At 41.0% G+C, this 22,857-nt stretch carries 22 protein-coding genes; 7 read left to right on the forward strand and 15 right to left on the reverse strand.

Annotated features, from left to right (window positions below; translation table 11 throughout):
- Positions 1–4 precede the first annotated feature (4 nt).
- Positions 5–2,137, forward strand: coding sequence for a putative bifunctional diguanylate cyclase/phosphodiesterase (locus tag GLIP_RS04760; protein ID WP_008843450.1), 2,133 nt, complete (start codon positions 5–7; stop codon positions 2,135–2,137).
- A 21-nt stretch (positions 2,138–2,158) separates the two neighbouring features.
- Here GLIP_RS04760 and GLIP_RS04765 read toward each other — a convergent pair whose 3' ends face one another.
- The 11 genes from GLIP_RS04765 to GLIP_RS04815 all read right to left on the reverse strand — a co-directional run bounded on the left by GLIP_RS04765 (position 2,159) and on the right by GLIP_RS04815 (position 13,831).
- Complete coding sequence (locus tag GLIP_RS04765) at positions 2,159–3,328, reverse strand: acyl-CoA dehydrogenase (protein ID WP_008843451.1); 1,170 nt, start codon at positions 3,326–3,328, stop codon at positions 2,159–2,161.
- A gap of 24 nt (positions 3,329–3,352) precedes the next feature.
- A complete protein-coding gene (locus GLIP_RS04770) occupies positions 3,353–3,868 on the reverse strand; it encodes a GNAT family N-acetyltransferase (RefSeq protein WP_008843452.1) in 516 nt (171 codons plus the stop codon).
- A gap of 73 nt (positions 3,869–3,941) precedes the next feature.
- A complete protein-coding gene (gene hflC, locus GLIP_RS04775) occupies positions 3,942–4,826 on the reverse strand; it encodes a protease modulator HflC (RefSeq protein WP_008843453.1) in 885 nt (294 codons plus the stop codon).
- A 2-nt stretch (positions 4,827–4,828) separates the two neighbouring features.
- On the reverse strand, positions 4,829–5,983 hold the full coding sequence (gene hflK, locus GLIP_RS04780; RefSeq protein WP_008843454.1) for an FtsH protease activity modulator HflK: 1,155 nt from the start codon (positions 5,981–5,983) through the stop codon (positions 4,829–4,831).
- A gap of 76 nt (positions 5,984–6,059) precedes the next feature.
- Positions 6,060–7,349, reverse strand: a complete 1,290-nt coding sequence (hflX, locus tag GLIP_RS04785) for a ribosome rescue GTPase HflX (protein WP_008843455.1) — start codon at positions 7,347–7,349, stop codon at positions 6,060–6,062.
- A 19-nt stretch (positions 7,350–7,368) separates the two neighbouring features.
- Positions 7,369–7,617: an RNA chaperone Hfq gene (gene hfq / locus GLIP_RS04790; protein ID WP_008843456.1), complete on the reverse strand. Its 249-nt coding sequence runs from the start codon at positions 7,615–7,617 to the stop codon at positions 7,369–7,371.
- Positions 7,618–7,703: 86 nt separating this feature from the next.
- On the reverse strand, positions 7,704–8,648 hold the full coding sequence (gene miaA, locus GLIP_RS04795; RefSeq protein WP_008843457.1) for a tRNA (adenosine(37)-N6)-dimethylallyltransferase MiaA: 945 nt from the start codon (positions 8,646–8,648) through the stop codon (positions 7,704–7,706).
- Positions 8,641–10,476, reverse strand: coding sequence for a DNA mismatch repair endonuclease MutL (gene mutL / locus GLIP_RS21305; RefSeq protein WP_008843458.1), 1,836 nt, complete (start codon positions 10,474–10,476; stop codon positions 8,641–8,643). Before mutL ends, miaA begins: the two co-directional genes overlap by 8 nt.
- Before the next feature lie 39 nt (positions 10,477–10,515).
- A complete protein-coding gene (locus GLIP_RS04805; protein WP_008843459.1) occupies positions 10,516–11,805 on the reverse strand; it encodes an N-acetylmuramoyl-L-alanine amidase in 1,290 nt (429 codons plus the stop codon).
- A 53-nt stretch (positions 11,806–11,858) separates the two neighbouring features.
- Positions 11,859–12,317: a tRNA (adenosine(37)-N6)-threonylcarbamoyltransferase complex ATPase subunit type 1 TsaE gene (gene tsaE / locus GLIP_RS04810; RefSeq protein ID WP_008843460.1), complete on the reverse strand. Its 459-nt coding sequence runs from the start codon at positions 12,315–12,317 to the stop codon at positions 11,859–11,861.
- A 2-nt stretch (positions 12,318–12,319) separates the two neighbouring features.
- Entirely contained in the window at positions 12,320–13,831 is a 1,512-nt protein-coding gene (locus tag GLIP_RS04815; RefSeq protein WP_040521885.1) for a bifunctional ADP-dependent NAD(P)H-hydrate dehydratase/NAD(P)H-hydrate epimerase, read from the reverse strand.
- Between GLIP_RS04815 and queG the strand changes: the two genes are divergently transcribed.
- Positions 13,825–14,973 (forward strand): tRNA epoxyqueuosine(34) reductase QueG, encoded by a 1,149-nt coding sequence (gene queG, locus GLIP_RS04820; RefSeq protein ID WP_008843462.1) that lies wholly within the window; start codon positions 13,825–13,827, stop codon positions 14,971–14,973. The two genes, GLIP_RS04815 and queG, sit on opposite strands and share 7 nt — an antisense overlap.
- 10 nt (positions 14,974–14,983) lie before the next feature.
- On the opposite strand, the gene GLIP_RS04825 is transcribed toward queG, so the two are convergent.
- From GLIP_RS04825 to nudC, 3 genes are all read right to left on the reverse strand, one after another.
- Complete coding sequence (locus tag GLIP_RS04825) at positions 14,984–15,595, reverse strand: hypothetical protein (RefSeq protein ID WP_008843463.1); 612 nt, start codon at positions 15,593–15,595, stop codon at positions 14,984–14,986.
- Positions 15,596–15,600: 5 nt separating this feature from the next.
- The gene (gene hemE, locus GLIP_RS04830; RefSeq protein ID WP_040521887.1) at positions 15,601–16,668 is read right to left on the reverse strand and encodes a uroporphyrinogen decarboxylase; all 1,068 of its coding nucleotides are present in this window, start codon (positions 16,666–16,668) and stop codon (positions 15,601–15,603) included.
- Between the two features lie 279 nt (positions 16,669–16,947).
- Positions 16,948–17,790 (reverse strand): NAD(+) diphosphatase, encoded by an 843-nt coding sequence (nudC, locus tag GLIP_RS04835; protein WP_008843465.1) that lies wholly within the window; start codon positions 17,788–17,790, stop codon positions 16,948–16,950.
- 220 nt (positions 17,791–18,010) lie between these two features.
- Here nudC and GLIP_RS04840 point away from each other — a divergent pair, with 220 nt between their 5' ends.
- From GLIP_RS04840 to GLIP_RS04860, 5 genes are all read left to right on the forward strand, one after another.
- A complete protein-coding gene (locus tag GLIP_RS04840) occupies positions 18,011–18,472 on the forward strand; it encodes an Rsd/AlgQ family anti-sigma factor (RefSeq protein ID WP_008843466.1) in 462 nt (153 codons plus the stop codon).
- 20 nt (positions 18,473–18,492) lie between these two features.
- Positions 18,493–18,924, forward strand: coding sequence for a transcriptional repressor (locus tag GLIP_RS04845; RefSeq protein WP_008843467.1), 432 nt, complete (start codon positions 18,493–18,495; stop codon positions 18,922–18,924).
- A 78-nt stretch (positions 18,925–19,002) separates the two neighbouring features.
- Entirely contained in the window at positions 19,003–19,467 is a 465-nt protein-coding gene (locus GLIP_RS04850) for a chemotaxis protein CheX (protein ID WP_008843468.1), read from the forward strand.
- A 7-nt stretch (positions 19,468–19,474) separates the two neighbouring features.
- Positions 19,475–19,906: a secondary thiamine-phosphate synthase enzyme YjbQ gene (locus GLIP_RS04855; protein ID WP_040521890.1), complete on the forward strand. Its 432-nt coding sequence runs from the start codon at positions 19,475–19,477 to the stop codon at positions 19,904–19,906.
- A gap of 86 nt (positions 19,907–19,992) precedes the next feature.
- Positions 19,993–21,264, forward strand: coding sequence for an OmpA family protein (locus GLIP_RS04860; RefSeq protein WP_008843470.1), 1,272 nt, complete (start codon positions 19,993–19,995; stop codon positions 21,262–21,264).
- Between the two features lie 105 nt (positions 21,265–21,369).
- On the opposite strand, the gene dnaB is transcribed toward GLIP_RS04860, so the two are convergent.
- Positions 21,370–22,758 carry a replicative DNA helicase gene (gene dnaB, locus GLIP_RS04865; RefSeq protein WP_008843471.1) on the reverse strand — a complete coding sequence of 463 codons (1,389 nt, stop codon included), beginning with the start codon at positions 22,756–22,758 and terminating at the stop codon, positions 21,370–21,372.
- Positions 22,759–22,857: the final 99 nt, after the last annotated feature.

Raw genomic sequence — 22,857 nt, forward strand, 5'->3', positions numbered from 1 at the left:
CGCCATGCAACAATCACTTATTCAAGCGTTGGGGATTATAGATTGCACGATTCTAAAAAGAGAATCTAATCGACAATTCCAACTTTTACACTGTAACGAACAGTGGTTTTATGCATTAGCTCCAGAAGCCATTGGACACGAAACGTTTGAATTTGCAGGAAATTCACCTTTCTTAGAAGACTTTTTTATTGACGCTGAAGACTTTTGGCAAATTGGTAATGATGGGCAAATTCAATCTGGCATTTGGACAGAACAATCTAAAGATAGGTTATTGCGCTTAGAAGCGATAGCAGCTGTAGCCAAAGGTGAGTCATATTTAATAATTAATAACCTAGAAGTTGAATACGAAAGACAACAAAATACCTTGCAAGTAGCACGCGAACTGCTTATTTCCAATGATAAAATGCTTGCTCAGCACGAATATATTCACGAACGATTGGACCAAGTATTACGACAAAATCAAACACTTCAGTCACTCCATGAACCGATAAAACGGGTGATTGAAAACGCAGAATTTGGGGTGATAATTACGGATGCGAGTATTACACCTATAAATCAAAATCCAAATGCCTACTTATTGTTAGAAACCACAGACAATGAGTTTGAAGAAACGCCATTTGAGATAATGATTAAGTTGTTTAAACATCAATGTGCTGAATACGAACGAGTATTTGATACCGCGAGTCGCTGGCACGGAGAACTGTTTTGGCACAAACCACCTTATTCCAGTAAATGGTTAAAATTAGCTTTGTATCCAGTAAAAGATGCAAATGAAAAAGTGTGTAATTGGATTTTCATTTTCAGTGATGTCAGTCGGATAAAATATCTGATGCAACGCAATGAAAAACTAAGCCTCTATGACAATGTCACCAGTTTACCCAATCGCCAGTTTTTCTGGCAGAAACTAGAAAAGCAAATAGAACAAGAAAAGCCATTCTTTGTGGTGTATTTGGATGTTAAGCAATTTAAGCAAATTAATGAATTGCATGGTCACCAGGCAGGGGATCAAATTCTAGTCGAACTTGCTAATCGAATACAGCAGTGTTTAAGCGAGTCGGATTTGTGCGCTCGGATTGGTGGAAACGAATTTGGCATGATTATATCTGGCACAAATGATCAAACCATATGCAGTGATTTGGTGCAAAGACTGATTGAATCTGCTGAATTACCGCTTTATACCGACTCAAAACAAAAAGTGCAGGTAAGTTTGAGTTTAGGGGCTGCCCACTTCCCAAGCGATGCATCAGATTCTGAAGAATTGATGAAGTTTGCTGATTTGGCCATGTTTTCCGCCAAAAAAGGCTCAAAAAGCAAACTTCGATTTTATTCTAAAGCACTTAAAGAAGAATCAATGCGACGTCTCGAATTAGAGAATGCATTGAGGAAAGCCATAGACGAAAATCAATTTGAATTATTTTTGCAGCCAATAATGAATTTAGCCACAGGCGTAATTACGAAAGCCGAAGCTTTGATTCGTTGGCGCATGCCTGATGGCTCTTATACAAGTCCAGACCAGTTTATTCCGCTAGCAGAACAAACAGGGCTGATAATACCTATCGGCAAATGGGTGTTAAGTCGAGCAGTTGAAATGGTAAAGGTTGTTTTACAACACCAGCCAGATCTAAAAGTTTCTGTGAATATTTCACCTCGCCAAATTGCTGACCGACAATTATTTGAATTTGTTTCCAAAGTAATAGATCACAGCGGTATACCTGCACAAAATATCGAGTTAGAGCTAACCGAAGGGGTTCTGATTGACAGTTATGACCGGGTAAAGAAGCTACTCGAACAAGTACGCGATATTGGTATTTCCACATCAATTGACGATTTTGGCACCGGCTATAGTTCACTTTCATACTTACAAAAGCTGCCGATAGATAATTTAAAAATAGACCGCTCTTTTGTATATGACTTGGAACAAAATGAAAATGATAAAGCCATTGTACTTGCTGTGATAGCCATGGCACGTAGTTTAAAATTAGGGGTTATCGCTGAAGGTGTTGAAAATCAATATCAAGCTGACTTTTTACTGGATAATAAATGCGATATTGCACAAGGGTATTTATTCAGTAAACCGCTTCCTTTTGAACAGTTCTGCGATTTACTAATTGCACAGAAGCATGCAAAAAAAACCTAACAAAATGCGCTCGGCAATTAACTAGGTAAAGGCCTGTAAACCGGTTTGCGCCCTTCCTAAAATTAATGCATGCACGTCGTGTGTACCTTCATAGGTGTTTACAGCTTCCAAATTCATAACATGCCGAATTACGTGATATTCGTCTGCAATACCGTTACCCCCATGCATATCTCGCGCTACTCTTGCTATATCAAGGGCTTTTCCGCATGAGTTTCGCTTTATTAACGATATCGCTTCAGGAGCGAGTTGTTCTGCATCCATTAAACGTCCAGCTTGTAAACATCCCAACAACCCTAACGAAATATCTGTTTGCATATCGGCTAGCTTTTTTTGTATCAGTTGATTTGCAGCTAAAGGTTTACCGAACTGTTCACGGTCTAAACAATACTGACGCGCTGCATGCCAACAAAACTCGGCAGCTCCCAAAGCTCCCCACGCTATCCCATAACGTGCCTTATTTAAACAACCAAAAGGCCCTTTTAAGCCTGATACATTAGGCAGCAAGTTAGCTTCTGGTACGAATACATTCTCCATTACAATTTCACCGGTTATTGATGCACGTAATGCAAATTTCCCTTCAATTTTCGGCGCGCTTAGGCCATGCATGCCTTTTTCCAAAATAAAGCCACGAATAACGCCATCGAGCTTAGCCCACACCACAAATACATGGGCAATGGGGGAATTCGTGATCCACATTTTGCTACCATTTAGCAAATAGCCATCATCTACTTTTTTAGCATGGCTGCGCATACTTGCAGGATCAGAACCAGAATCTGGTTCGGTTAATCCGAAGCAACCTATCCACTCACCACTTGCCAGCTTAGGAAGGTACTTATGACGTTGATTTTCATTTCCGTAAGCATAAATTGGATGCATAACCAATGAAGACTGAACGCTCATTGCACTGCGATAGCCGCTATCCACACGCTCAACCTCACGAGCAATTAAACCATAAGAAACATAATTAATATTAGAACAACCGTACTCTTCAGGTAACGTGGCTCCCAATAAACCTAGTGCGCCCATTTCTGCCATAACTTCAGGATCGAAATGTTCGTTGCGGTTTGCCAGCAAAATCCGTGGCATCAATTTCTGTTGGCAATATTGGTGTGCCGTATCTCGTAAAATACCCTCTTCTTCATTTAATAGTGAATTCAAGTTGAGAGGATCTTGCCAAGCGAATTGAGTCATACTGTGTTTCTCGCAGGTGGTTAATTACATAGCGTTTGCAATTTGCATTGAAACTATCTTTGATTGATCGTCTGAGTGTAAACGACCAACTTGATGAAAATCATAACTTTGATGAAAAGCAGCAGAAACCGGATTTGCAGGTATTAGATTATATTCACAGCAAAGATGACCAATTTTTTGCGATCTGGCAAATGCAAAAATGTCGTCATAGAGACGCCGCCCCAGACCAATTCCGTGCATTGAAGCAGCAATGACAACGCGATCTATGTACAGAAAATTCTTATAGCGTAAGTCGAACCATTGATAATTATCACTGAGATATTCTGTTGCTGGACGCATTGCTAATAAAAAACCGACAATGCTTTTTTCTGATGATTGCTGATTAACTTGTTCTATAACTCGATGGTAAGCACTGAGATTATGCAATTGTTCAATTCGCGCCAGATCCATTGGGCTAGTGAATTTTACAAAATCATCATTTAAGCGTTTGATCGAGACAAAATCATTTCGTGTTGTATCTCTAATTTGAAACTCAGCCATGAGATCTACCACCACTAAAAATTAAGCCTTAAACAAAAAAGCGCCTTAACGGCGCTTTCATTATCATTGCATATTAGTTTTTAGTACCAGAAATATCTTTCATATATTTAAAGAAATCACTGTCTGGTTCAACAACTAAAACGTCTTGTTTGCTGTCAAAGCTTGCTCGATACGCATCCATACTACGCAAGAAGGCATAGAATTCAGGACTTTTTGAGTAAGTTTCAGCATAAATCTGTGCAGCTTGTGCTTCACCTTCACCTTTAATCTTACGCAAGTTTCTTTCCGCATCTGCCAACATAACGGTTACTTTAGCATCGATATTAGCTTTAATAATTTCTGCTTGCTCACGACCTTCAGAACGATGCTCCTTAGCAACAGCTTCACGTTCCGCACGCATACGCTGGAATATAGAGCTACTTACTTCCGGTGGCAAATTGATTTGTTTGACTCTTACATCAACAATTTCAATGCCTAGCTCATCTGAACTGGTAGACGCTTGCTTCATTGCTTCGTCCATTAATTCAGAGCGCTCGCCTGATACAATTTGAGAAATCGTACGAGTACCAAATTCCGAACGCAATCCATTGTTAACTTTTTGTTTTAACAGAGATTCCGCTTGCAACTTATTGGCACCTGTAGACAAATAGTAAGTCGCAAAATCTTTAATTCGCCACTTAACATATGAATCAACGATCAGATCCTTTTTCTCAGAAGTAACAAATCTTCCCGCAGGATCATCTAAAGTCTGAATTCTCGCATCTAACTTAACGACTCTATCAATTAGTGGAATTTTGAAGTGTAAACCAGGGCTAAATACAACGGTTTCGCCTGCTGAATCACGTTCAACTTTACCAAATTGAATCTTTATCGCTTTTTCACCTTCAGGTACGACAAACAAAGACAGAAAAACTGCAATGATGACAAGTACAACAACACCAATACTTAAATTCTTCATGATTAGTTTCTCCCCTGTCTGTTTCTGTCGCTACGCAAGGTAGAAGGTGTAGAGTTATTGCTCTGCGAAGTAGAAATATTGTTTTGTTGTAATCCTTCTAACGTGCTGCGTGAGTTAGCTCTTGGTAATTGATTACTTTGGTTCTCTAGAATTTTATCTAGAGGCAAATACATCATATTGCCCGATCCTTTATTATCTATCATGATCTTAGTGGTGTTTTGATAGACTTGTTCCATAGTTTCTAAATAAATACGTTGGCGAGTCACTTCTGGTGCTGCATTGTATTGTGGCAATAATTCCTCAAAGCGCGCGATTTCACCTCGTGCTTCTAAAGTTACTCGTTCTTTATACGCTTGTGCTTCTTCGGCCATTCTATTCACCTGACCACGTGCGCGCGGTTCAATTTCACGAGAATAGGCTTCTGCTTCACGAATAAAACGTTGTTCATCTTCTTGAGCTGCGATTGCATCATCAAATGCTGCACGCACGGCATCCGGTGGACGAGCATCTTTAAAGTTAATATCAACTATTGAAATACCCATATCATAAGGATTGATGATTCCTTCAAGCTCCTGCCATACTTGTTGACGGGCAGCTTCACGACCACGAGTCAATATGTCATCCATCTTGGAGTGCCCTACTACATAGCGAATTGCACTATTTAACGCCTGACTTAAACTTTGTTCAGGATTAGTAACAGCAAAACGGTACTTGTATGGTTCAACGATTCGATACTGTACTTCCATCTCAACGCTCACGACGTTTTCATCTTCAGTTAGCATACTGCCTTCTGATGACATAGATGAAATGGACTGCACATCAACGGGAATAACTTCATCTACAAAAGTTGGCTTCCAGCGTAACCCTGGCTCAACAAATTGACTAAATTCACCAAAACGTAATACCACCCCACGCTCAGCTTCTCGAATGGTATAGAAACCACTAATAACCCAAACGACAGCTAACAATACGAGAATAACAGTTATGCCCATTCCGCCTAGGCTTTTACCACCAGACGAACCGTCACCACCGCCACCTTTGCTAAATTTGCCAAATAGGTTTTTAAATATATCATCCAAATCAGGTGGACCTTGATCACGTCCCCCTTTGTTTTTCCAGGGGTCGTTGTTCTTTCCACCGGGCTCATTCCAAGCCATCTTCACTCTCCGTTAGGTTAAGTCTAAAACTACGCCAACCTGATACTTCCATCAAATGTTAGCTTATTTATATTTATTAGTGTTTTACTACCAGACTAGACAAATCAATTTCTGATCTCTTTTCCAGTCGGTTCCAATCGCTCGTTGGCATTCTGACATCTACCAGCCAATCACCATCTTCAGCATAGGATTCAGCTGAAATACAATTCATACGAAATAGTGCGCCTCGCAGTTTACCTTCTTTAGGCGGAATGCGTAATGTAAATTGCACAATGCTTTGTGATAAACATTCAGTGAGGGCATTAAATAATAAATCAATGCCTTGGTTTTGCTGCGCAGAGATCCATACACGAATAGGAACGCCTTCTTCGTCGCGGTCAATTCGTGGCTCTACACCTTCCATTCTGTCAATTTTGTTACAAATCATTAATTGTTGGATTTCAGACGCATCTATCTCTTCTAAAACATCATTTACTTGGTCGATGTTATCCATATATTGCTCATCCGAATAATCCACAACGTGCAACAGCAAATCCGCTTCCTGAGTTTCTTGTAACGTCGCTTTAAAAGCAGCCACCAAATCGTGTGGTAAATGTCGAATAAAGCCTACGGTGTCAGCCAAAATGGCTTGCCCTACATCCTGCAATTGAATCTTTCTTAAAGTAGGGTCTAGTGTTGCGAACAATTGGTCAGCAGCGTACACGCCAGCATCAGTGATAGTGTTAAACAGAGTTGATTTGCCAGCATTCGTATAACCGACCAATGAAATTGTTGGCATTTCCGCGCGTTTACGCGCTCGGCGCCCTTGTTCACGTTGCTTCTGGACTTTTTCTAGACGTCTGAGAATACTTTTGATTCGGACCCGTAATAACCGTCTATCGGTTTCCAACTGGGTTTCACCTGGTCCGCGCAAACCAATGCCGCCTTTTTGTCTTTCTAGGTGAGTCCAGCCGCGAATCAATCGTGTGGATATATGCCGCAATTGAGCCAGCTCAACCTGTAATTTCCCTTCGTGAGTTCGTGCGCGTTGCGCAAAGATATCCAGAATTAATCCTGTGCGATCTAGCACTCGGCATTTACACAATGCTTCTAGGTTTCGCTCTTGGGAAGGTGACAGTGGATGATTGAATATAACAACGTCTGCGTTGCAAGTACGCACAGCGTTAGCAATTTCTTCTGCTTTTCCACTTCCGGTAAAATATTTTGGATGTGGCGCTTGACGAGAAGCCGTTATAACTTCCACAGCATTAACACCGGCAGATGAAACTAGCATTTGCAATTCTTGCAGATCTTCTTTGCTCGAATCATCAGAAAAATCGATATGAACTAAAACAGCCTGCTCGCCTGCTTCGTAACGGTCAAACAAGCTTTTCTCCTATAAGGTTTTATTCACCGTTATCAGAGTCAGGTTGTGCGCCGGTTGACATATTAATGGCCCGAGAAGGCACAACAGTTGAAATGGCATGCTTGTATACCATCTGACTAACAGTGTTTTTTAACAGAATTACAAACTGGTCAAACGATTCCACCTGACCTTGTAATTTAATTCCGTTGACTAAATAAATTGAGACAGGAATACGTTCCTTTCTTAACGCATTCAAAAACGGGTCTTGTAAAGATTGCCCCTTTGCCATCACTATTCCTTATCCTTTTCTTTTTATTATGATTTTCATCTTAGATACAAATTATACAGTAAAACGTGGGGCTGTATAGCTGCCTATTAACTCACAGTATTGCTGACATTCAATATGGTAGTCAAATTGTCTTTTTCAAGACCATCTAAAAATGTTACGTTTTTCCAACCTCGTAGCCACGTAATTTGTCTTTTTGCCAGCTGTCTGGTTGCGGCGATGCCTTTAAATACCATCTCGTCGTAACCAAATTCGCCATCCAAATACTGCCACATTTGACGATAACCGACACAGCGCATAGAAGGCAAGTCAAGATGCAAGTCACCTCGCGCTTTTAAACCTTCTACTTCGTGCTGAAACCCATTATCAAGCATACGCAAAAAACGCTGTTCAATGCGTTTATGCAGTATACCCCGATCACTAGGCATTAGGGCAAATTCTTTTACCGAATAAGGTAGAGAATTTGTTTTCTCTGCTGTTAATTCGGTCATAGTTTTTCCACTTATTTCAAATACTTCCAAAGCTCGCAAGAGTCGTTGTGGATCATTAGGATGTATTCGAGCAGCGGAGACTGGATCCACCTCTTCGAGTCGCTTATGTAGCTCACTCCAGCCAATGTTTACCGCTTCATTTTGTAATTTTTCTCTTACTTCACTATTAGCGGCAGGCAGGTTTGAAAGTCCATCAACTAAGCTTTTAAAATACAACATCGTGCCGCCAACTAGTAAAGGAATCTTTCCATTTTGCGTAATTTCTTGCATTGCTTTTAACGCATCGACCCGAAAATTCGCCACAGAATAGGACTCGATGGGGTCGATAATATCAATAAGTCGATGGGGAACTTGGCTTAATTCTTCGACACTTGGTTTCGCAGTACCAATATCCATCCCCCGATAAATGAGTGCAGAATCGACACTAATTATTTCGCAAGGCAGCTTTTTACTTATTTCTAATGCCAAATCAGTCTTACCGGAAGCAGTTGGCCCCATCAAAAAGATGGCTGGAGGTAAGTTTTCTGGGTGTTGTTTATTCATCAAATTGTGTCAGCCAACTAGAGAGAGGAACAGATGTTCCACAAGAGTTTAGTACATCTTCTATATTATTTTGTTCGTGAAGCCATTGGGACAGATAATTTAGTCCAGAATCTTGGTCTTCAACCCGACTAATTTGATGTTTAGCCAATACAAAATAGAACAAATCGCATATTTCCCGCTTTCGATTGTCACTGAGTGTATTTTCTAACGTTTTACTTGATTGCTTAGCGATATCGATAGCCAATTCATCAAAAAATGCCAGAAGGATACTAGTCCAATCCATTGCACGTGTGCCAGAAGGCACTTGTTTTAGCAATAAACGTTGATTGACCACCGCCAATTCAATCAAGCACGAACGCATTGTAGTTAACAGCAAGTCATCGATTTTGAGTTTTACCTGTTCGAACGAAAGCGAAATAGGCATTAACAAAGGCTGCATCACCGATTGGTTTAATGCACGTTCAGTTTGCAGTTTTTTAGCCGCTAAACTGACTGAATTACAATAAAAAAACTCATCGGCATATCTAATTAGAACACGATTTGCATTTATCTGAACAATGCTAACTCCATCTTGACTACCAACTTCTGTTTTTTTCGTAGACATCAAGTGTGTATAGTTTTGTGCCCCCGTTTTCGAGGGGCGAGGCGCTGTATAGTTAAAGGCTTTTTCACGCTGACTCTCTCTGCCAGTTGTGGTGGAATAAGCCTGTGGTGTTTGTTGAGATTGTGGGCTGACATTCGTCGTCAATGGGCGAATATATTGATGGCTAGGTTCAACTTCTTGTAAGCGTGTTTGCTCTACTTGCGCTGTATCTTCTGCGTATTCGCTGAAAGATTCTGATAACGCCTTTGATACCGAGCGAAATATCACATCATGTACTAAACGTGCTTGATGAAATCTCACTTCATGTTTGGCTGGATGAACGTTAACATCGACCTGCATGGGGTCCATCGTTAAAAAGAGAACAAACGCGGGATGTGAATTAGTTTCAATCAAACCTTCGTAAGCTTGTCTTATCGCGTGGTTAATTAACTTATCTTTCATGACTCGGCCATTAACATACACATATTGTAAGTCATTTTGCCCGCGCCCTTCACCGGCAGGGCTTAGCCAACCGGTCAATTGAATACCTTCATATTCGCTATTAATTGCGATGGCTTTATCCGCAAATTCATGACCGCAAACGGCAGCAATACGCTTAATTTGCGATTGACTGTCTTTTATAGCTGGGTATTTTCGCACCCCTTTACTGTTGTGTTTAAGATTAATAGTGACGTCAAAGCGGCTCAAAGCGATGCGTCTTATCACTTCATCAATATGACTAAATTCGGTTTTTTCTGCACGTAGAAATTTTCGTCTTGCCGGCGTATTAAAAAATAGGTCGAGTACATCGATACTGGTGCCGTCTGGGTGTGCGCTGGGTTGTATTGTTACCTGCATATCCCGTCCTTCTGCACAAGCCTGCCAAGCTTGCTGCTGAGAAGCGGGTTTTGAGGTAAGGGTTAATCGTGACACAGAACTGATACTCGCGAGAGCTTCACCTCGAAACCCGAGGCTGCAAATATTTTCCAAATCATCTAGTTTAGATATTTTGCTGGTCGCGTGACGACTCAATGCCAGTTCTAATTCTTGATGATGAATTCCTTTGCCATTATCGCGAATATAAATTCGTTTATGCCCGCCTTTTTCAATCTCAATGTCGATGGTGTTGGCATCGGCATCTAGGCAGTTTTCAACTAGCTCTTTGACCACAGATGCGGGCCTTTCTACTACTTCACCAGCAGCTATCTGGTTAGCAAGTTGGGGGGATAGAATTTGAATTGGCACAAATAACCTTTAATAAATTTGGGCAGGAAAAAGCCTGATTCAGGTACTCGGAATCGTTAACACTTGTCCTATTCTGACGGTATCGCTGCGCATATTATTCGCTTCTTTTATAGCACTAATCCGCACATTATAGCGTTGAGCTAGCAACGACAGAGATTCACCGCTTCTAACTTTGTGAGTGCGTTTTTCAGACCGCGCATTATTTGCCCATAGCGTACCATCTGGCGGGAGTTTTCGAAAATGCTGTTTTATAGCGGAAAATACCGAAGCCGCTAATTTTTGACGATGTTTACTCCAATTGAGGTTTTTTTCTTCATTGGGGTTAGAAATAAAGCCAACTTCCACCAAGATTGAAGGGATATCAGGTGAGGTCAAAACTGCCAAGCTCGCTGCCTGAGGTAATTTTTTATGTAAACTGGTTACTTGTTTCAATTCAGAAATTACCATTTTACTAATGTCATAACTGGTAGTTAAAGAATGATCCATGGACATATCCAATAGCGCTTTCGCCAAATAGCGTTCACTGGCCGTATCCTGAATGACCTCTGCTGCCCCACCTAATAACTCAGAATGACGTTCAGTTCGTTCCATCCAACGTCCTAATTCAGAATTTGCTCTGCCCATGGACAAAACCCATACCGATGCCCCTTTGGGCTGAGGTGTGGTAAACGCATCTGCGTGAATCGAAATAAACAAATCTGCTTTATTCTTACGGGCAATGTCAGGCCGGTTGTTAGGCGATATATAATAATCACCGGTACGAGTCATAATTGCACGTAAGCCTGGCTCTGCATTAATCAGTTTAGCCAGACGGCTACTCACACTTAGTGTGATATTTTTTTCGTAAGTACCACCGCGTCCTATGGAGCCGGGATCTTCGCCACCATGTCCTGCATCGATAGCGATAATGATATCTCTGTCACGCGTTGAGTTTTCTGAACTCATTATGACTTGTTGAGTCGATTCTGATTTATCACTTAAATCGATAACTAAACGGTTTTTATAAGGTGGAGTTGGCGGCAATGCAAAAATCTCTGCATTTAATTTACGGCTGAGTTCTAACACCACACGCACTGAAGAATCACTTTTTGCCGTGCTATAACGTACTTTTTTGACTAAATCTGTGGGTTTTACGAATTTTGAAAAGTCTATTTCACCTTTTGTATTGGCTAGATCGATTACCAAACGTTCTGGGTTTGAAAGAGTGAAATATGAATACTCTGGCTCATCGGTGAGATCTAAAACCACCCGAGTATTATCTGGAGAAGGCCATAAGCGTAGTGCTTCAATCGCATTTTGTGCGAGACAAAAATGGCTCACGAGCAGCATCGCGATGCCACACCATAATTGAACCAGAAGCCTTGATACACTATTCATCATTATTATTTTTGTAATATCTCAACAATTTGCCGCCCAATGTCACTAAGCGGGACAATGTGGATGCGCCTTCCACTAGTTTCAAATTCTATACTAATCTCTAAATCAGCTGTTGCCAATAGGCCAGCGCCTTTATCGGGCCATTCAATTAAGCAAATACAGTCGTCTGCAAAATAATCTCTGATCCCCATGTATTCTAATTCTTCAGGATCAGATAACCGATATAAATCAAAATGAAAAATTCGCCACGGTGACACTTCATAGGGTTCAACTAAGGTGTAGGTAGGGCTTTTCACATTGCCAACATGTCCTAAACCCTGCAAAAAACCGCGGCTAAATGAGGTTTTTCCGGCGCCAAGATCACCTTCAAGGTAAATGACTAAATTTTGTGTAGTTAATTTTGCAATTTGAGCTGCAATACTTAATGTAGCTGCCTCATCAGGCAAAAACTGAGTATATTTCATGGTTAGTTAACAAGTCGTCTTAAATAGTCAAATAAATCGCTGGCGATCATACCACGTTGACCATAGTTTTCTGCCACTAAATCGGCTGCAGCCGAATGCACACAAGTACCATACAAACTGGTATCAGCGGCTGACATCCCTTGTGCAGCCAACGAACCCAAAATACCAGTTAACACATCTCCCATTCCTGCTGTAGACATCCCCGGATTACCGTTCGCACACACAAAAGCACCTTGAGAATTATGCACGATACTACCTGCTCCTTTTAAAATGCAACTTGCAGCATAAGTCTCCGCTAAAGCTGATGCTGCTGCATAACGATCTCTTTCCACCGAATCAACATCGGTGTTTAACAATCTGGCCGCTTCTGCACTATGTGGAGACATTATTAAAAACGATAATGCTAATTTACGCGGTTGTTTACTTAATAAATTTAATCCATCTGCATCAATTATCAATGGTTTATCGTGATGGCTGATGTAAGTAAATAACTGACTAAATATTTCTAGGCTCCAGGAGTCTTGCCCAACTCCGGGACCAAAAACAACACAATCAGCCCATTCTAACAATTGTGATAAATCTTCACTCGTCACCATCAGCTCTGCTCTACCGTGCATTATTGCCGCAGTTGAATTGGGATGACAAAAGACTTTGACTAATCCGGTCCCGCTTCGTAAAGCAGCTTCTGCACATAGACGAATCGCGCCTGCCATGCCGTTATTTCCACCGATACAAAGTAACTTTCCATTGTTACCTTTGTGACTATTTTGCGCTCTTTGCAAAAGCGGAGCAAAGTCAGCATGAGCGATTAAGCGTGCCGCTGGTTCCGTTATTTGGTTAAATCTTTCCCCTATATTCAGTGGCTCAAAAATCAGCTCCCCACTTATTTGCCTGCCAAACCCTGTCACTAATCCTGTTTTTATACCTACAAAAGTAATAGTCGTATCAGCTTCGATACATACGTCGAGGATGGCACCGGAATCTGCGTCTAACCCCGATGGAATATCAATGCTTAAGACATGTGCGCTAGTTTGATTAATGGTTTTGATTATTGAACCATAGCTTGACTTAACGGGCCCCTTGAGGCCAGTTCCCAATAATCCGTCAACGATTAAATCAGCCTGATTTAACTCAGACAATTTCAATGTCGCCACTTCACCGCCAGCTGATATCCACATGGAAAGGGCCTGTGCCGCGTCACCGTTTAACGTGCGAGTTGGATCGATGGATGCCAGACGCACGTTATAGCCATGCTCTAAAAGCAATCGGGCTGCAATGTATCCATCACCACCATTATTACCCGTACCGACTGCCACTAAAATATTGGCTGTATGCTCAAAGTGCTCGGTTACCCATTGAAACAGCTTTTTCCCAGCAAGTTGCATCACATCAAACAAAGGAATAGAAAGCTGTTTGGCCGCTTCTGCTTCCCCCTCTTTAACACACTGCGCTGTAAACAGATTTTGTGATAACCTTTGCTCCAACAATTCTGCTTTTAAGGACCGTCGTGACACAATTATCTCCACTTTTTCTGGACGAATTGGCTAAAAATATCAAGGAGTGGGGCAAAGCGCTAGGTTTTCAGCAAGTAGGTATAGCAGACACCGATTTATCGCAACATCAGAAGTACCTAAAAAGTTGGCTTGAAAAGGGTTACAACGGCAATATGCAGTTTTTTGAACGGAATCAAGAAAAGCGTGCAGATCCGGCGCAATTGCTACCCGGTACGCTGCGTCTAATCAGTGTCAGAATGGATTATTTGCCACCAGACGCAAGTTTCGCGCGCGATCTAAAGCAATCAGGTACAGCTTACATCAGTCGTTATGCGGTGGGTCGTGATTATCATAAATTGTTGCGCAATAGACTGAAAAAATTAGGAGAGAAAATTCAGCAACATTTTGCCGAATTAGAATTTCGACCTTTTGTCGACTCAGCGCCAGTATTAGAACACGCTGTGGCCGAAAAAGCGGGAATCGGCTGGACCGGAAAGCATTCTCTAACCTTGAATAAGGAGGCTGGATCCTGGTTCTTCTTAGGTGAGTTGTTCGTCAATATCCCGTTACCAATAGACCAACCCATTCAAAATGATTGTGGCAGTTGCACAGCTTGTTTAACCATTTGTCCAACTCAGGCTATTGTTGAACCTTATGTTGTTGACGCTAGACGATGTATTTCTTATTTAACCATCGAACATGATGGCGTCATTCCTGAACAATTCAGGACAGCGATGGGAAATCGCATTTATGGTTGTGATGATTGCCAGCTCATTTGCCCTTGGAACCGTTACGCACATTTAACCCAAGAAAAGGATTTCTATGCAAGAGTGGCAATTAAGAGTCAAGACTTGCTCGTGCTGTTTGCTTGGGATGAGAATGAATTTCTGGCAAATACTGAAGGTTCAGCTATCAGACGAATTGGCTATCAGAAGTGGCAAAGAAATATCGCTATTGCGTTAGGCAACGCTGACTTTGATACCAACATTTTAAGTACGTTGAAATCCAAATTGCAAAACACCAGCGAAATGGTTGCAGAACACATTCAATGGGCGATTGAACAACAACTAAATAAACAGTTGAATACGCCCCCAAATAATGAACAAAGGCTAACTAAACGCCTAATTAGAAGTGTCGAAAAAGGGCTTCCTCGAGACGCCTAATTACAGGCCACTATTGATCCAAAAATACATGGAAATAGGTTTTCCCGTTTTTACTGGTAGATGACGAAGACGTACCTGAGTAATCCCACCAGTCCATTTCACGCATAGCTGAAATTACTTTACCCCACTCTTGATGTTCACCTGCATACTCACCAATCAGTTGGCAACGGCTATTGTCACAATCAAGTTGGTGAAGTTCGATAAGATCTGCATTTTTATGTAGTGCTAAAAAATCGCTGATTTGATTCTGTGCGGTTAAATTAGCATCGTTAGCAGAGAAACTCTGTTCAAACTCTCGTTTTTTCTTGTCTGTTTGAGTTCTAGCATGTTTCGACTGTTGAAAAGCATCACCTAGCTCAGCAAGTGGGTGCGTTTTATTCAGATCAGACAAGGTTTCTTCTGAAAGGTCCTTTGTCGAGACAATCTCTATTTCAATGTCTTGCGATGTTTCTGCATTTTCAGAAACATCAGGCAAAGCTGGCAGTTTTTCATCGCTATCCACTTCAATAATCAACTTAGAGATTTCTTTTGTGGGGCTATCATCAGTTTGATAACTACCAAACCAGTAACCAGCGGCAAAAAATAAAACTGCACTAACAATGAGAAGCAAAGGACTTTTCACGATACTTATTCTTGGTGATATTGTTTACTGAATTTATGCACAGCTTCGACAAACACACCTGCATTTTCAGGTGGAACATCAAGATGAATGCCGTGACCTAGATTAAATACATGTCCTGTTCCGTTACCAAATCCCGCAAGTATTGTTTTGACTTCGTCTTCAATTCTTGCCGCAGGTGCATACAAAATGGAAGGATCCATATTACCTTGCAGCGCAACACGGTCACCCACTCGACGTTTCGCTTCAGCGATATCGATGGTCCAATCAAGTCCAACGCCGTCACATCCGGTATCCGCGATTTTTTCTAACCAAGCGCCACCGTTTTTGGTAAACAGTGTCACAGGAACTCTTTGACCGTCATGTTCGCGAATCAGACCATCTACAATTTTATGCATGTATTGCAACGAAAATAATTGATAATCTCTTGGCGTAAGCACGCCTCCCCAAGTATCAAATACCATCACTGATTGTGCACCAGCCTTAATTTGTGCATTCAGATAAGCGATAACAGAATCAGCAAGTTTATCGAGTAATAAATGTAATGCGTTAGGATCTGCATAAGCCATCTTTTTAATTTTGGTAAATGCTTTACTCGCGCCACCTTCAACCATATAGGTGGCCAAAGTCCAAGGGCTACCGGAGAATCCGATTAGTGGTACTTCACCTTTTAAATTGCGACGAATGGTACGCACCGCATTCATTACGTAACCCAATTCATCTTCCGGATCAGGAATTGGCAATGCCTCTATTTGTGCTTTCGATGACAGCGCATGTTTAAATTTGGGTCCCTCACCTGTTTCAAAATACAAGCCTAGGCCCATCGCATCTGGAATTGTTAATATATCTGAAAACAAAATTGCGGCATCTAAATCAAAACGTCTTAACGGTTGTAAAGTGACTTCACAGGCCAGTTCAGCATTTTTACACAGTGACATAAAATCGCCCGCTTCAGCTCGCGTTGCTTTATACTCTGGCAAATAGCGCCCTGCTTGTCGCATCATCCAAACTGGTGTTGTGTCGACAGGTTGACGTAGCAAAGCGCGAATATAGCGATCGTTTTTTAACTGCATGATTTATCCGTTTTAAAAGTGTTGAGCTGAAATAGCGCCATTTACCATTAACGAGTAAGCAATGGGCCATTATCAAAATTGCGGCATAGTTTAGTAAAAAAGCGCTCTGCTTGGTATATTTATCGGTTTATTTGTTTTTTTATAACAAATATTAAAATTAATTCTTGCTTTATGTTATTAGTGTTTGGTATAAAACTACTGTTTTAAGAATAATAACAATTAAGAAGCTCGGACAACGAGCCCTTCACGCTAAAAATTCTAACCCTGCTTCGGCAGGGTTTTTTATGTCTTATTATCAAACTCACTGGTAGGTAAATTAGCGATTCTGCTAAGGGTTTCTTTAATCAATTGACCAGCTATTGAAATCGTTGGCGGTGTCAGAGGTAATTTGTCGGCCTCATACCAATGCGCTTCTAAAATTTCATCACCATCAACTTCTATCTCGCCACTGTCATGTTCCGCAATGAAGCCCATCATCAACGAATGAGGGAATGGCCATGGCTGGCTATCAAAATATTCAATATTCTTTATTTTAATTCCAACCTCTTCAAACACTTCACGGTGCACCGCTTGTTCGAGGCTTTCTCCACTTTCTACAAAGCCGGCAAGAGTCGAAAATATTTTTCTTTCTCGTTGTGCCTTTCCTTGGGCAAGTAAAATTTTATCGCCTTTACGGATAGACACTATGATGCACGGTGACACACGCGGATAACAACGATGATGACAATTAAAACACTGTGTTGCCATTTCCCAATCAACTTGCTGCATTGTGCTTCCACATTGCCCACAAAAACGGTGTGTTCTGCGAAACAAAATCCATTGCCAAGCGCGAGCTACCGTTTGAAATAATGGAAAATTTTCACTTAAATAGATACCGCGCAGGCTGATGGTTTCAAACTCTTCTAATTCGAGTTGCTCGTTACCCACGTCGATAGCCAAACAAGGAGCTCCTTGGTATTCACCTAAAGAAATAATCTGATCATTATAGTGATGGACGATAGGAAGATCTTGCCATGTAGATTTAAGCAACGCCTGTTGTTGCTTATTTGCGACAACCCTATCCCCCATAAAAATAATCCAATGAACTTCACTGTTAACGCCGATTTCATCAATATTTATTAGCATAACTCACGCTTATGTCTCTTATAAGATACACAGATAAAAGAATTATCTACTGCAAATTTGAAGCCTGTTTAATCGAATTATATTAACACGATTTAGGTTATGACATAAAAGCATGGTGTGACTAAATGATTTTTACGAATAAACTAAAGCATAGTTTAGTTACTTTATTGCCAGTGATATACTATTGGTCATTAAAGACGTTCTCTTGTGAGGATTTGTAATGCTAGACAGAGTCGAAATCGCTAAACAAAAGTGGAGTGGCTACCATAAATCAGTGGATATATGGTTACAAGAACGTCAGAAGTTATTAGTACAATATTGTCAGTTAGCCGGGCTTCCTCCATTTGAAAAAGCAAAATCTGGCTTACCTGAAACCGATAAAATACGGGATTTCTGCGAAAACTTAGTTGATTACGTTTCCACTGGGCATTTTGAAGTTTACGACAAATTAGCATCTGATCCTAAATCCCAAAATGTTGAACAAAACCTTGAAAATTCAATTTATCCCCGCATTTCAGAGACCACAGAAGAAGCACTTGCGTTTAATGATGCATTCGCCGAAGCGTCATCTGACAAAGATTTGGTGAACTTTGACGACAAGCTTTCATTTCTAGGGCAACAGTTAGAAGCCCGCTTTGAATTGGAAGATCATTTGCTTCAATCCCTGAATAAGCAGGGCTAAAAAGGATATAAGTAGCTATAATGAATACTGAAGCGCAACTATGTAAAGCAAAAGAATACTGTGAAGCTAAAGGTGCCAGATTCACAAGCCTTAGAGAAAAAGTGTATGAATTACTATTAAACAAGAGTAGTTCAGTGGGCGCATACGAACTACTGGATGAGCTTAAGGTCACTGAAAGTGGCGCAAAGCCAGCCACTGTTTATCGCACTTTGGACTTTTTACTTGAATTTGGTTTGATTCATAGACTGGAATCAACCAATGCATTTGTAGCTTGTCATCACTTTGATTGTAACCATCCTGTGCAATTTTTGATTTGCGATACGTGTGGATTGGTCAAAGAAATACAATCAGAAGGGTTAAAAGAAACCTTAGACAAACAAGCTAACTCTGTTGGTTTTAAAGTCTCTAAACAAACTATTGAAGCACATGGTATATGTGCTCAATGCCAATAGCTTCGAATTTATAATTGCAATGGACACGTTTGACACCATTGTATTTTTATCAGTGCATTAGAAGGATCTTAATATTCTATGAATGTGGAATTCATCAATCCGTTTATTTCTTCTCTTAGAAACGTGCTACTGACGATGGCACAAACTGAATTGAAACCTGGGAAGCCGCAAAAAAAACGAGACTCCAAAGCGCAAGGTGATGTTTCAGGTTTAATTGGTATGGTTGGGAATGATTTAAAAGGCTCTTTGTCGATCACATTTGACGAATCGTTGGCCATCGAACTTATGTACAAAATGGTTGGCGAAAAGCCAACGAGTTTAGATGACGAAGTTCAGGACATGGTCGGCGAAGTTGTCAACATGGTGTGCGGCGGAGCAAAAAATATTTTAGCCGAAAAAGGACATGACTTTGGCATGGCTACTCCCATAGTAGTGTCTGGTCGCAATCATACGATTAATCATCAGGTAGATGGTCCCAAACTCATCATGCCTTTTGTTAGTACGGCTGGAAAAGCTTACTTGGAAATTTGTTTCAACAAATAGTGTCGCTATGTGGATACAAAAAGTAATTACCATAAATGCCAAGGCAAGAGGATTTCATTTAATCACTCAAGAAATTCTTCGAAACCTACCTGAAATCAGGGAAATACAGGTAGGTATGCTGAATTTATTCATTCAACATACAAGCGCAAGCCTCACAATCAATGAAAATGCAGATCCAACGGTAAGAATTGATCTCGAATCTCACATTAATCGTATGATCCCTGAAAGTTCGGAATACTACTTGCATAACTACGAGGGTGACGATGATATGCCAGCACATATTAAAGCCAGTATTTTTGGAAGCAGCGTAAGCATTCCGTTAAGCTCTGGCAAGCTGGCATTGGGTACATGGCAAGGAATATACCTCGGTGAGCACCGCGACCATGGAACCCAAAGAAACATAGTGGCAACACTACAAGGACTTGATAAAGACGTGTAAAAAAAACAAATTGCTTTTGTAAAAATGACAATAATTGAATTTAAACTATTTTTAATTTAGATAACCACTACACATGGGATGGAAACATGAAAAAATCATTAATCGCAGTAAGTCTTTTAGCTGCAATTTCTAGCAACGCATTCGCTGCTGACGATACAACCGACAAATACTGGATCGGTGGGTTTACTGAAATATATAAGCCAGATGAAGATAAATTCTTCGATTTTACATCGTTTGATGCTGGACTAGGTTTTGGTGCTGAAGTTGGTGTAAGAGAAAGTGAGCATTGGGGTGGCCGTTTAGAAGTGGCTAAAGTTAGCTTAGAGAGCGACGCAAACCTTCTAGAAGATACAGCGACTCGTTTCGGTATTGATGCTATGTACTTCTTGGAAGATGACCTAATGTACATTTTTGGTGGTCTTAAACATATCGACATGGTTCAATCTGGAAGCATGGCGAACGTTGGTCTAGGTAAGCACTGGGATTTATCAGACAAAGTTAAGTTGGTAACAGAAGTTGCGGCTTATCATGATTTTGGACAAGCTTATAACGATATAAGCGCAAAATTAGGTTTAGCCTATACGTTCGGTGCTACAGCACCTAAAGCACCTGGTGATGCCGACCAAGATGGTGTTAACGACAATCTTGATCAGTGCCCTAATACGGCTATTGGCGCACGAGTAGATAGTTCAGGTTGTAATGTTGATTTAGACGGTGATGGCGTATTAAACGGTGTTGATATGTGTCCAAACACGCCTGCTGGAACTCGCGTTGATTCAACAGGTTGTAACTGGGATAAAGACATGGATGGCGTTGCTAATGACATCGACAAATGCCCAGATACACCAAAAGGAACGGTAGTTGGTGCGAAAGGTTGTAGTTTAGAAATTGATAGCGACCAAGATGGTGTGCTAGACAATGTTGACGAGTGTGCCGACACACCTTTAACTGATAAAGTGAATGCGACTGGTTGTAGTATTTTTGAAGAAGTAGAAGTTCGTGAAACGCTTAAAGTAACTTTTGCTAACAACAGTAGTGTTATTGAGAATCCAAAGGATCCGAAATTCCAAGAATTCGCTGATTTCTTGAATCGTTTCCCTGATACTCATACAGCAATTGAAGGACATGCATCTGCGCCAGGTCGTGCAGATTACAATATGTCTCTTTCTCTTAAACGCGCCAGAGCTGTAAGACAATTGCTAATCGACAACTACGGTATCGATGCTAGCAGATTAAGTGCTGAAGGTTTTGGTGAGACTAAATTGTTGGATACCAGCAATACAGCAGAAGCACATAAAGTGAATCGTCGTATTGAAGCTGTAGTAACAGCATCTAAGAAAGAAAAAGTATTACGTTAATAACGAATACACCATTCAAAAAGCGGCTTTTTAGCCGCTTTTTTTATGTTCAAAATGAAAAATAGAACGCTTAAGAGCAAGTATTATGATTGATTAAGCCAGACGTTATTCGTCTGAATACGCAGGCCCTGCATAATTATCAAAACGTGAGAATTGACCTTGGAATGTAAGGCGTACTGTACCGATTGGCCCGTTACGTTGTTTACCCAAAATGATTTCGGAAATACCTTTTAGATCTGTGTTCTCGTTATAAACTTCATCGCGATAAATAAACATGATCAAATCGGCGTCTTGCTCTATCGATCCTGATTCACGCAAGTCTGAGTTTACAGGTCGTTTGTCGGCACGTTGCTCCAAGCTACGGTTTAACTGTGACAACGCAACGACTGGCACCTCTAATTCTTTTGCTAACGCTTTGAGTGAGCGAGAAATTTCAGCAATCTCCAAGGTTCGATTGTCACTCAATGATGGAACACGCATTAACTGCAAATAATCGATCATGATCATGCTGATACCACCACGCTCACGGGCGAGCTTACGCGCGCGAGTCCGCACTTCCATGGGTGTTAATCCGGAGGAGTCATCGACAAACAAATTATCCTTGTCTTTCAACATCGCCATTGTATTGGAAATGCGCGCCCAATCTTCGTCATCCAACTGCGCAGTTCGAATTTTGGTCTGATCCACTCGACTCAATGACGCCAACATACGCATCATGATCTGCTCTGCCGGCATTTCCAACGAAAATACCAATACCGGTTTTTCTTCCAGCAACATGGCGTTTTCGCATAAATTCATAGCAAATGTTGTTTTACCCATTGAAGGACGAGCCGCTACAATTATCAAATCGGAGCCCTGCAAGCCACTGGTTTTTTTATCCAGATCGGTATACCCCGTGGATACACCTGTGACTTCTTTATTGGTCTTAATCAATGCTTCAAGGCGGTCGATGGTTTTGCCTAAAACCGACTCAACATCTTTTGGCCCTTCGTTGCTACCGGTGCGTTTTTCGGCAATTTCGAAGACTTTAGTTTCGGCGAGATCAAGAATCTCACTACTGTCTCGCCCTTCCGGGTTATAACCTACATCAGCGATATGATGTGCTACTCCAATCAACTCTCGCGTAATTGCACGCTCTTTAATAATTTCAGCATAGGCAACTACGTTGGCAGCACTAGGGGTATTTTGCGCCAACTCCCCCAGATAGGTAAAACCACCTGCTTCTTCCAATTCGTCATGATTTTCAAGTTCTTCAGAAACGGTAATTATATCTACAGGTTGATTGGCAGATAGTAATCTAACAATGGCGCGAAAAATTGTACGGTGGGAACGATTGTAAAAGTCTTCCTCCACGACGACTTCTGCTACTTTATCCCACGAATCTGGGGCAATTAGCATACTACCAAGAACTGATTGTTCCGCTTCCATAGAGTGTGGCGGTATTTTCAATTTCTCAATTTTATCGTCTTTGTTTTTATTCAAAACGGCTTTCACAACATTAAATCTTCCAACTTTGGGCCGAGTATTATGCGCTAAGTTTAGCGGCGACTCAAAGTGAATCTGAAATTTTATGTTGGAGTTTATAGGGATCGT

It is taken from the genome of Aliiglaciecola lipolytica E3 (assembly GCF_000314975.1).
Classification (GTDB): Bacteria; Pseudomonadota; Gammaproteobacteria; order Enterobacterales; family Alteromonadaceae; genus Aliiglaciecola; species Aliiglaciecola lipolytica.

What these genes read in the sequence shown, in the direction of transcription:
- GLIP_RS04760 (WP_008843450.1), top strand. Translation starts at nt 5, where the DNA reads ATGCAACAATCACTTATTCAAGCGTTGGGGATTATAGATTGCACGATT.
- GLIP_RS04765 (WP_008843451.1), bottom strand. Translation starts at nt 3,328, where the DNA reads ATGACTCAATTCGCTTGGCAAGATCCTCTCAACTTGAATTCACTATTA.
- GLIP_RS04770 (WP_008843452.1), bottom strand. Translation starts at nt 3,868, where the DNA reads ATGGCTGAGTTTCAAATTAGAGATACAACACGAAATGATTTTGTCTCG.
- hflC (WP_008843453.1), bottom strand. Translation starts at nt 4,826, where the DNA reads ATGAAGAATTTAAGTATTGGTGTTGTTGTACTTGTCATCATTGCAGTT.
- hflK (WP_008843454.1), bottom strand. Translation starts at nt 5,983, where the DNA reads ATGGCTTGGAATGAGCCCGGTGGAAAGAACAACGACCCCTGGAAAAAC.
- hfq (WP_008843456.1), bottom strand. Translation starts at nt 7,617, where the DNA reads ATGGCAAAGGGGCAATCTTTACAAGACCCGTTTTTGAATGCGTTAAGA.
- miaA (WP_008843457.1), bottom strand. Translation starts at nt 8,648, where the DNA reads ATGAATAAACAACACCCAGAAAACTTACCTCCAGCCATCTTTTTGATG.
- GLIP_RS04805 (WP_008843459.1), bottom strand. Translation starts at nt 11,805, where the DNA reads ATGCTGCTCGTGAGCCATTTTTGTCTCGCACAAAATGCGATTGAAGCA.
- tsaE (WP_008843460.1), bottom strand. Translation starts at nt 12,317, where the DNA reads ATGAAATATACTCAGTTTTTGCCTGATGAGGCAGCTACATTAAGTATT.
- nudC (WP_008843465.1), bottom strand. Translation starts at nt 17,790, where the DNA reads ATGCTAATAAATATTGATGAAATCGGCGTTAACAGTGAAGTTCATTGG.
- GLIP_RS04840 (WP_008843466.1), top strand. Translation starts at nt 18,011, where the DNA reads ATGCTAGACAGAGTCGAAATCGCTAAACAAAAGTGGAGTGGCTACCAT.
- GLIP_RS04845 (WP_008843467.1), top strand. Translation starts at nt 18,493, where the DNA reads ATGAATACTGAAGCGCAACTATGTAAAGCAAAAGAATACTGTGAAGCT.
- GLIP_RS04850 (WP_008843468.1), top strand. Translation starts at nt 19,003, where the DNA reads ATGAATGTGGAATTCATCAATCCGTTTATTTCTTCTCTTAGAAACGTG.
- GLIP_RS04855 (WP_040521890.1), top strand. Translation starts at nt 19,475, where the DNA reads ATGTGGATACAAAAAGTAATTACCATAAATGCCAAGGCAAGAGGATTT.
- GLIP_RS04860 (WP_008843470.1), top strand. Translation starts at nt 19,993, where the DNA reads ATGAAAAAATCATTAATCGCAGTAAGTCTTTTAGCTGCAATTTCTAGC.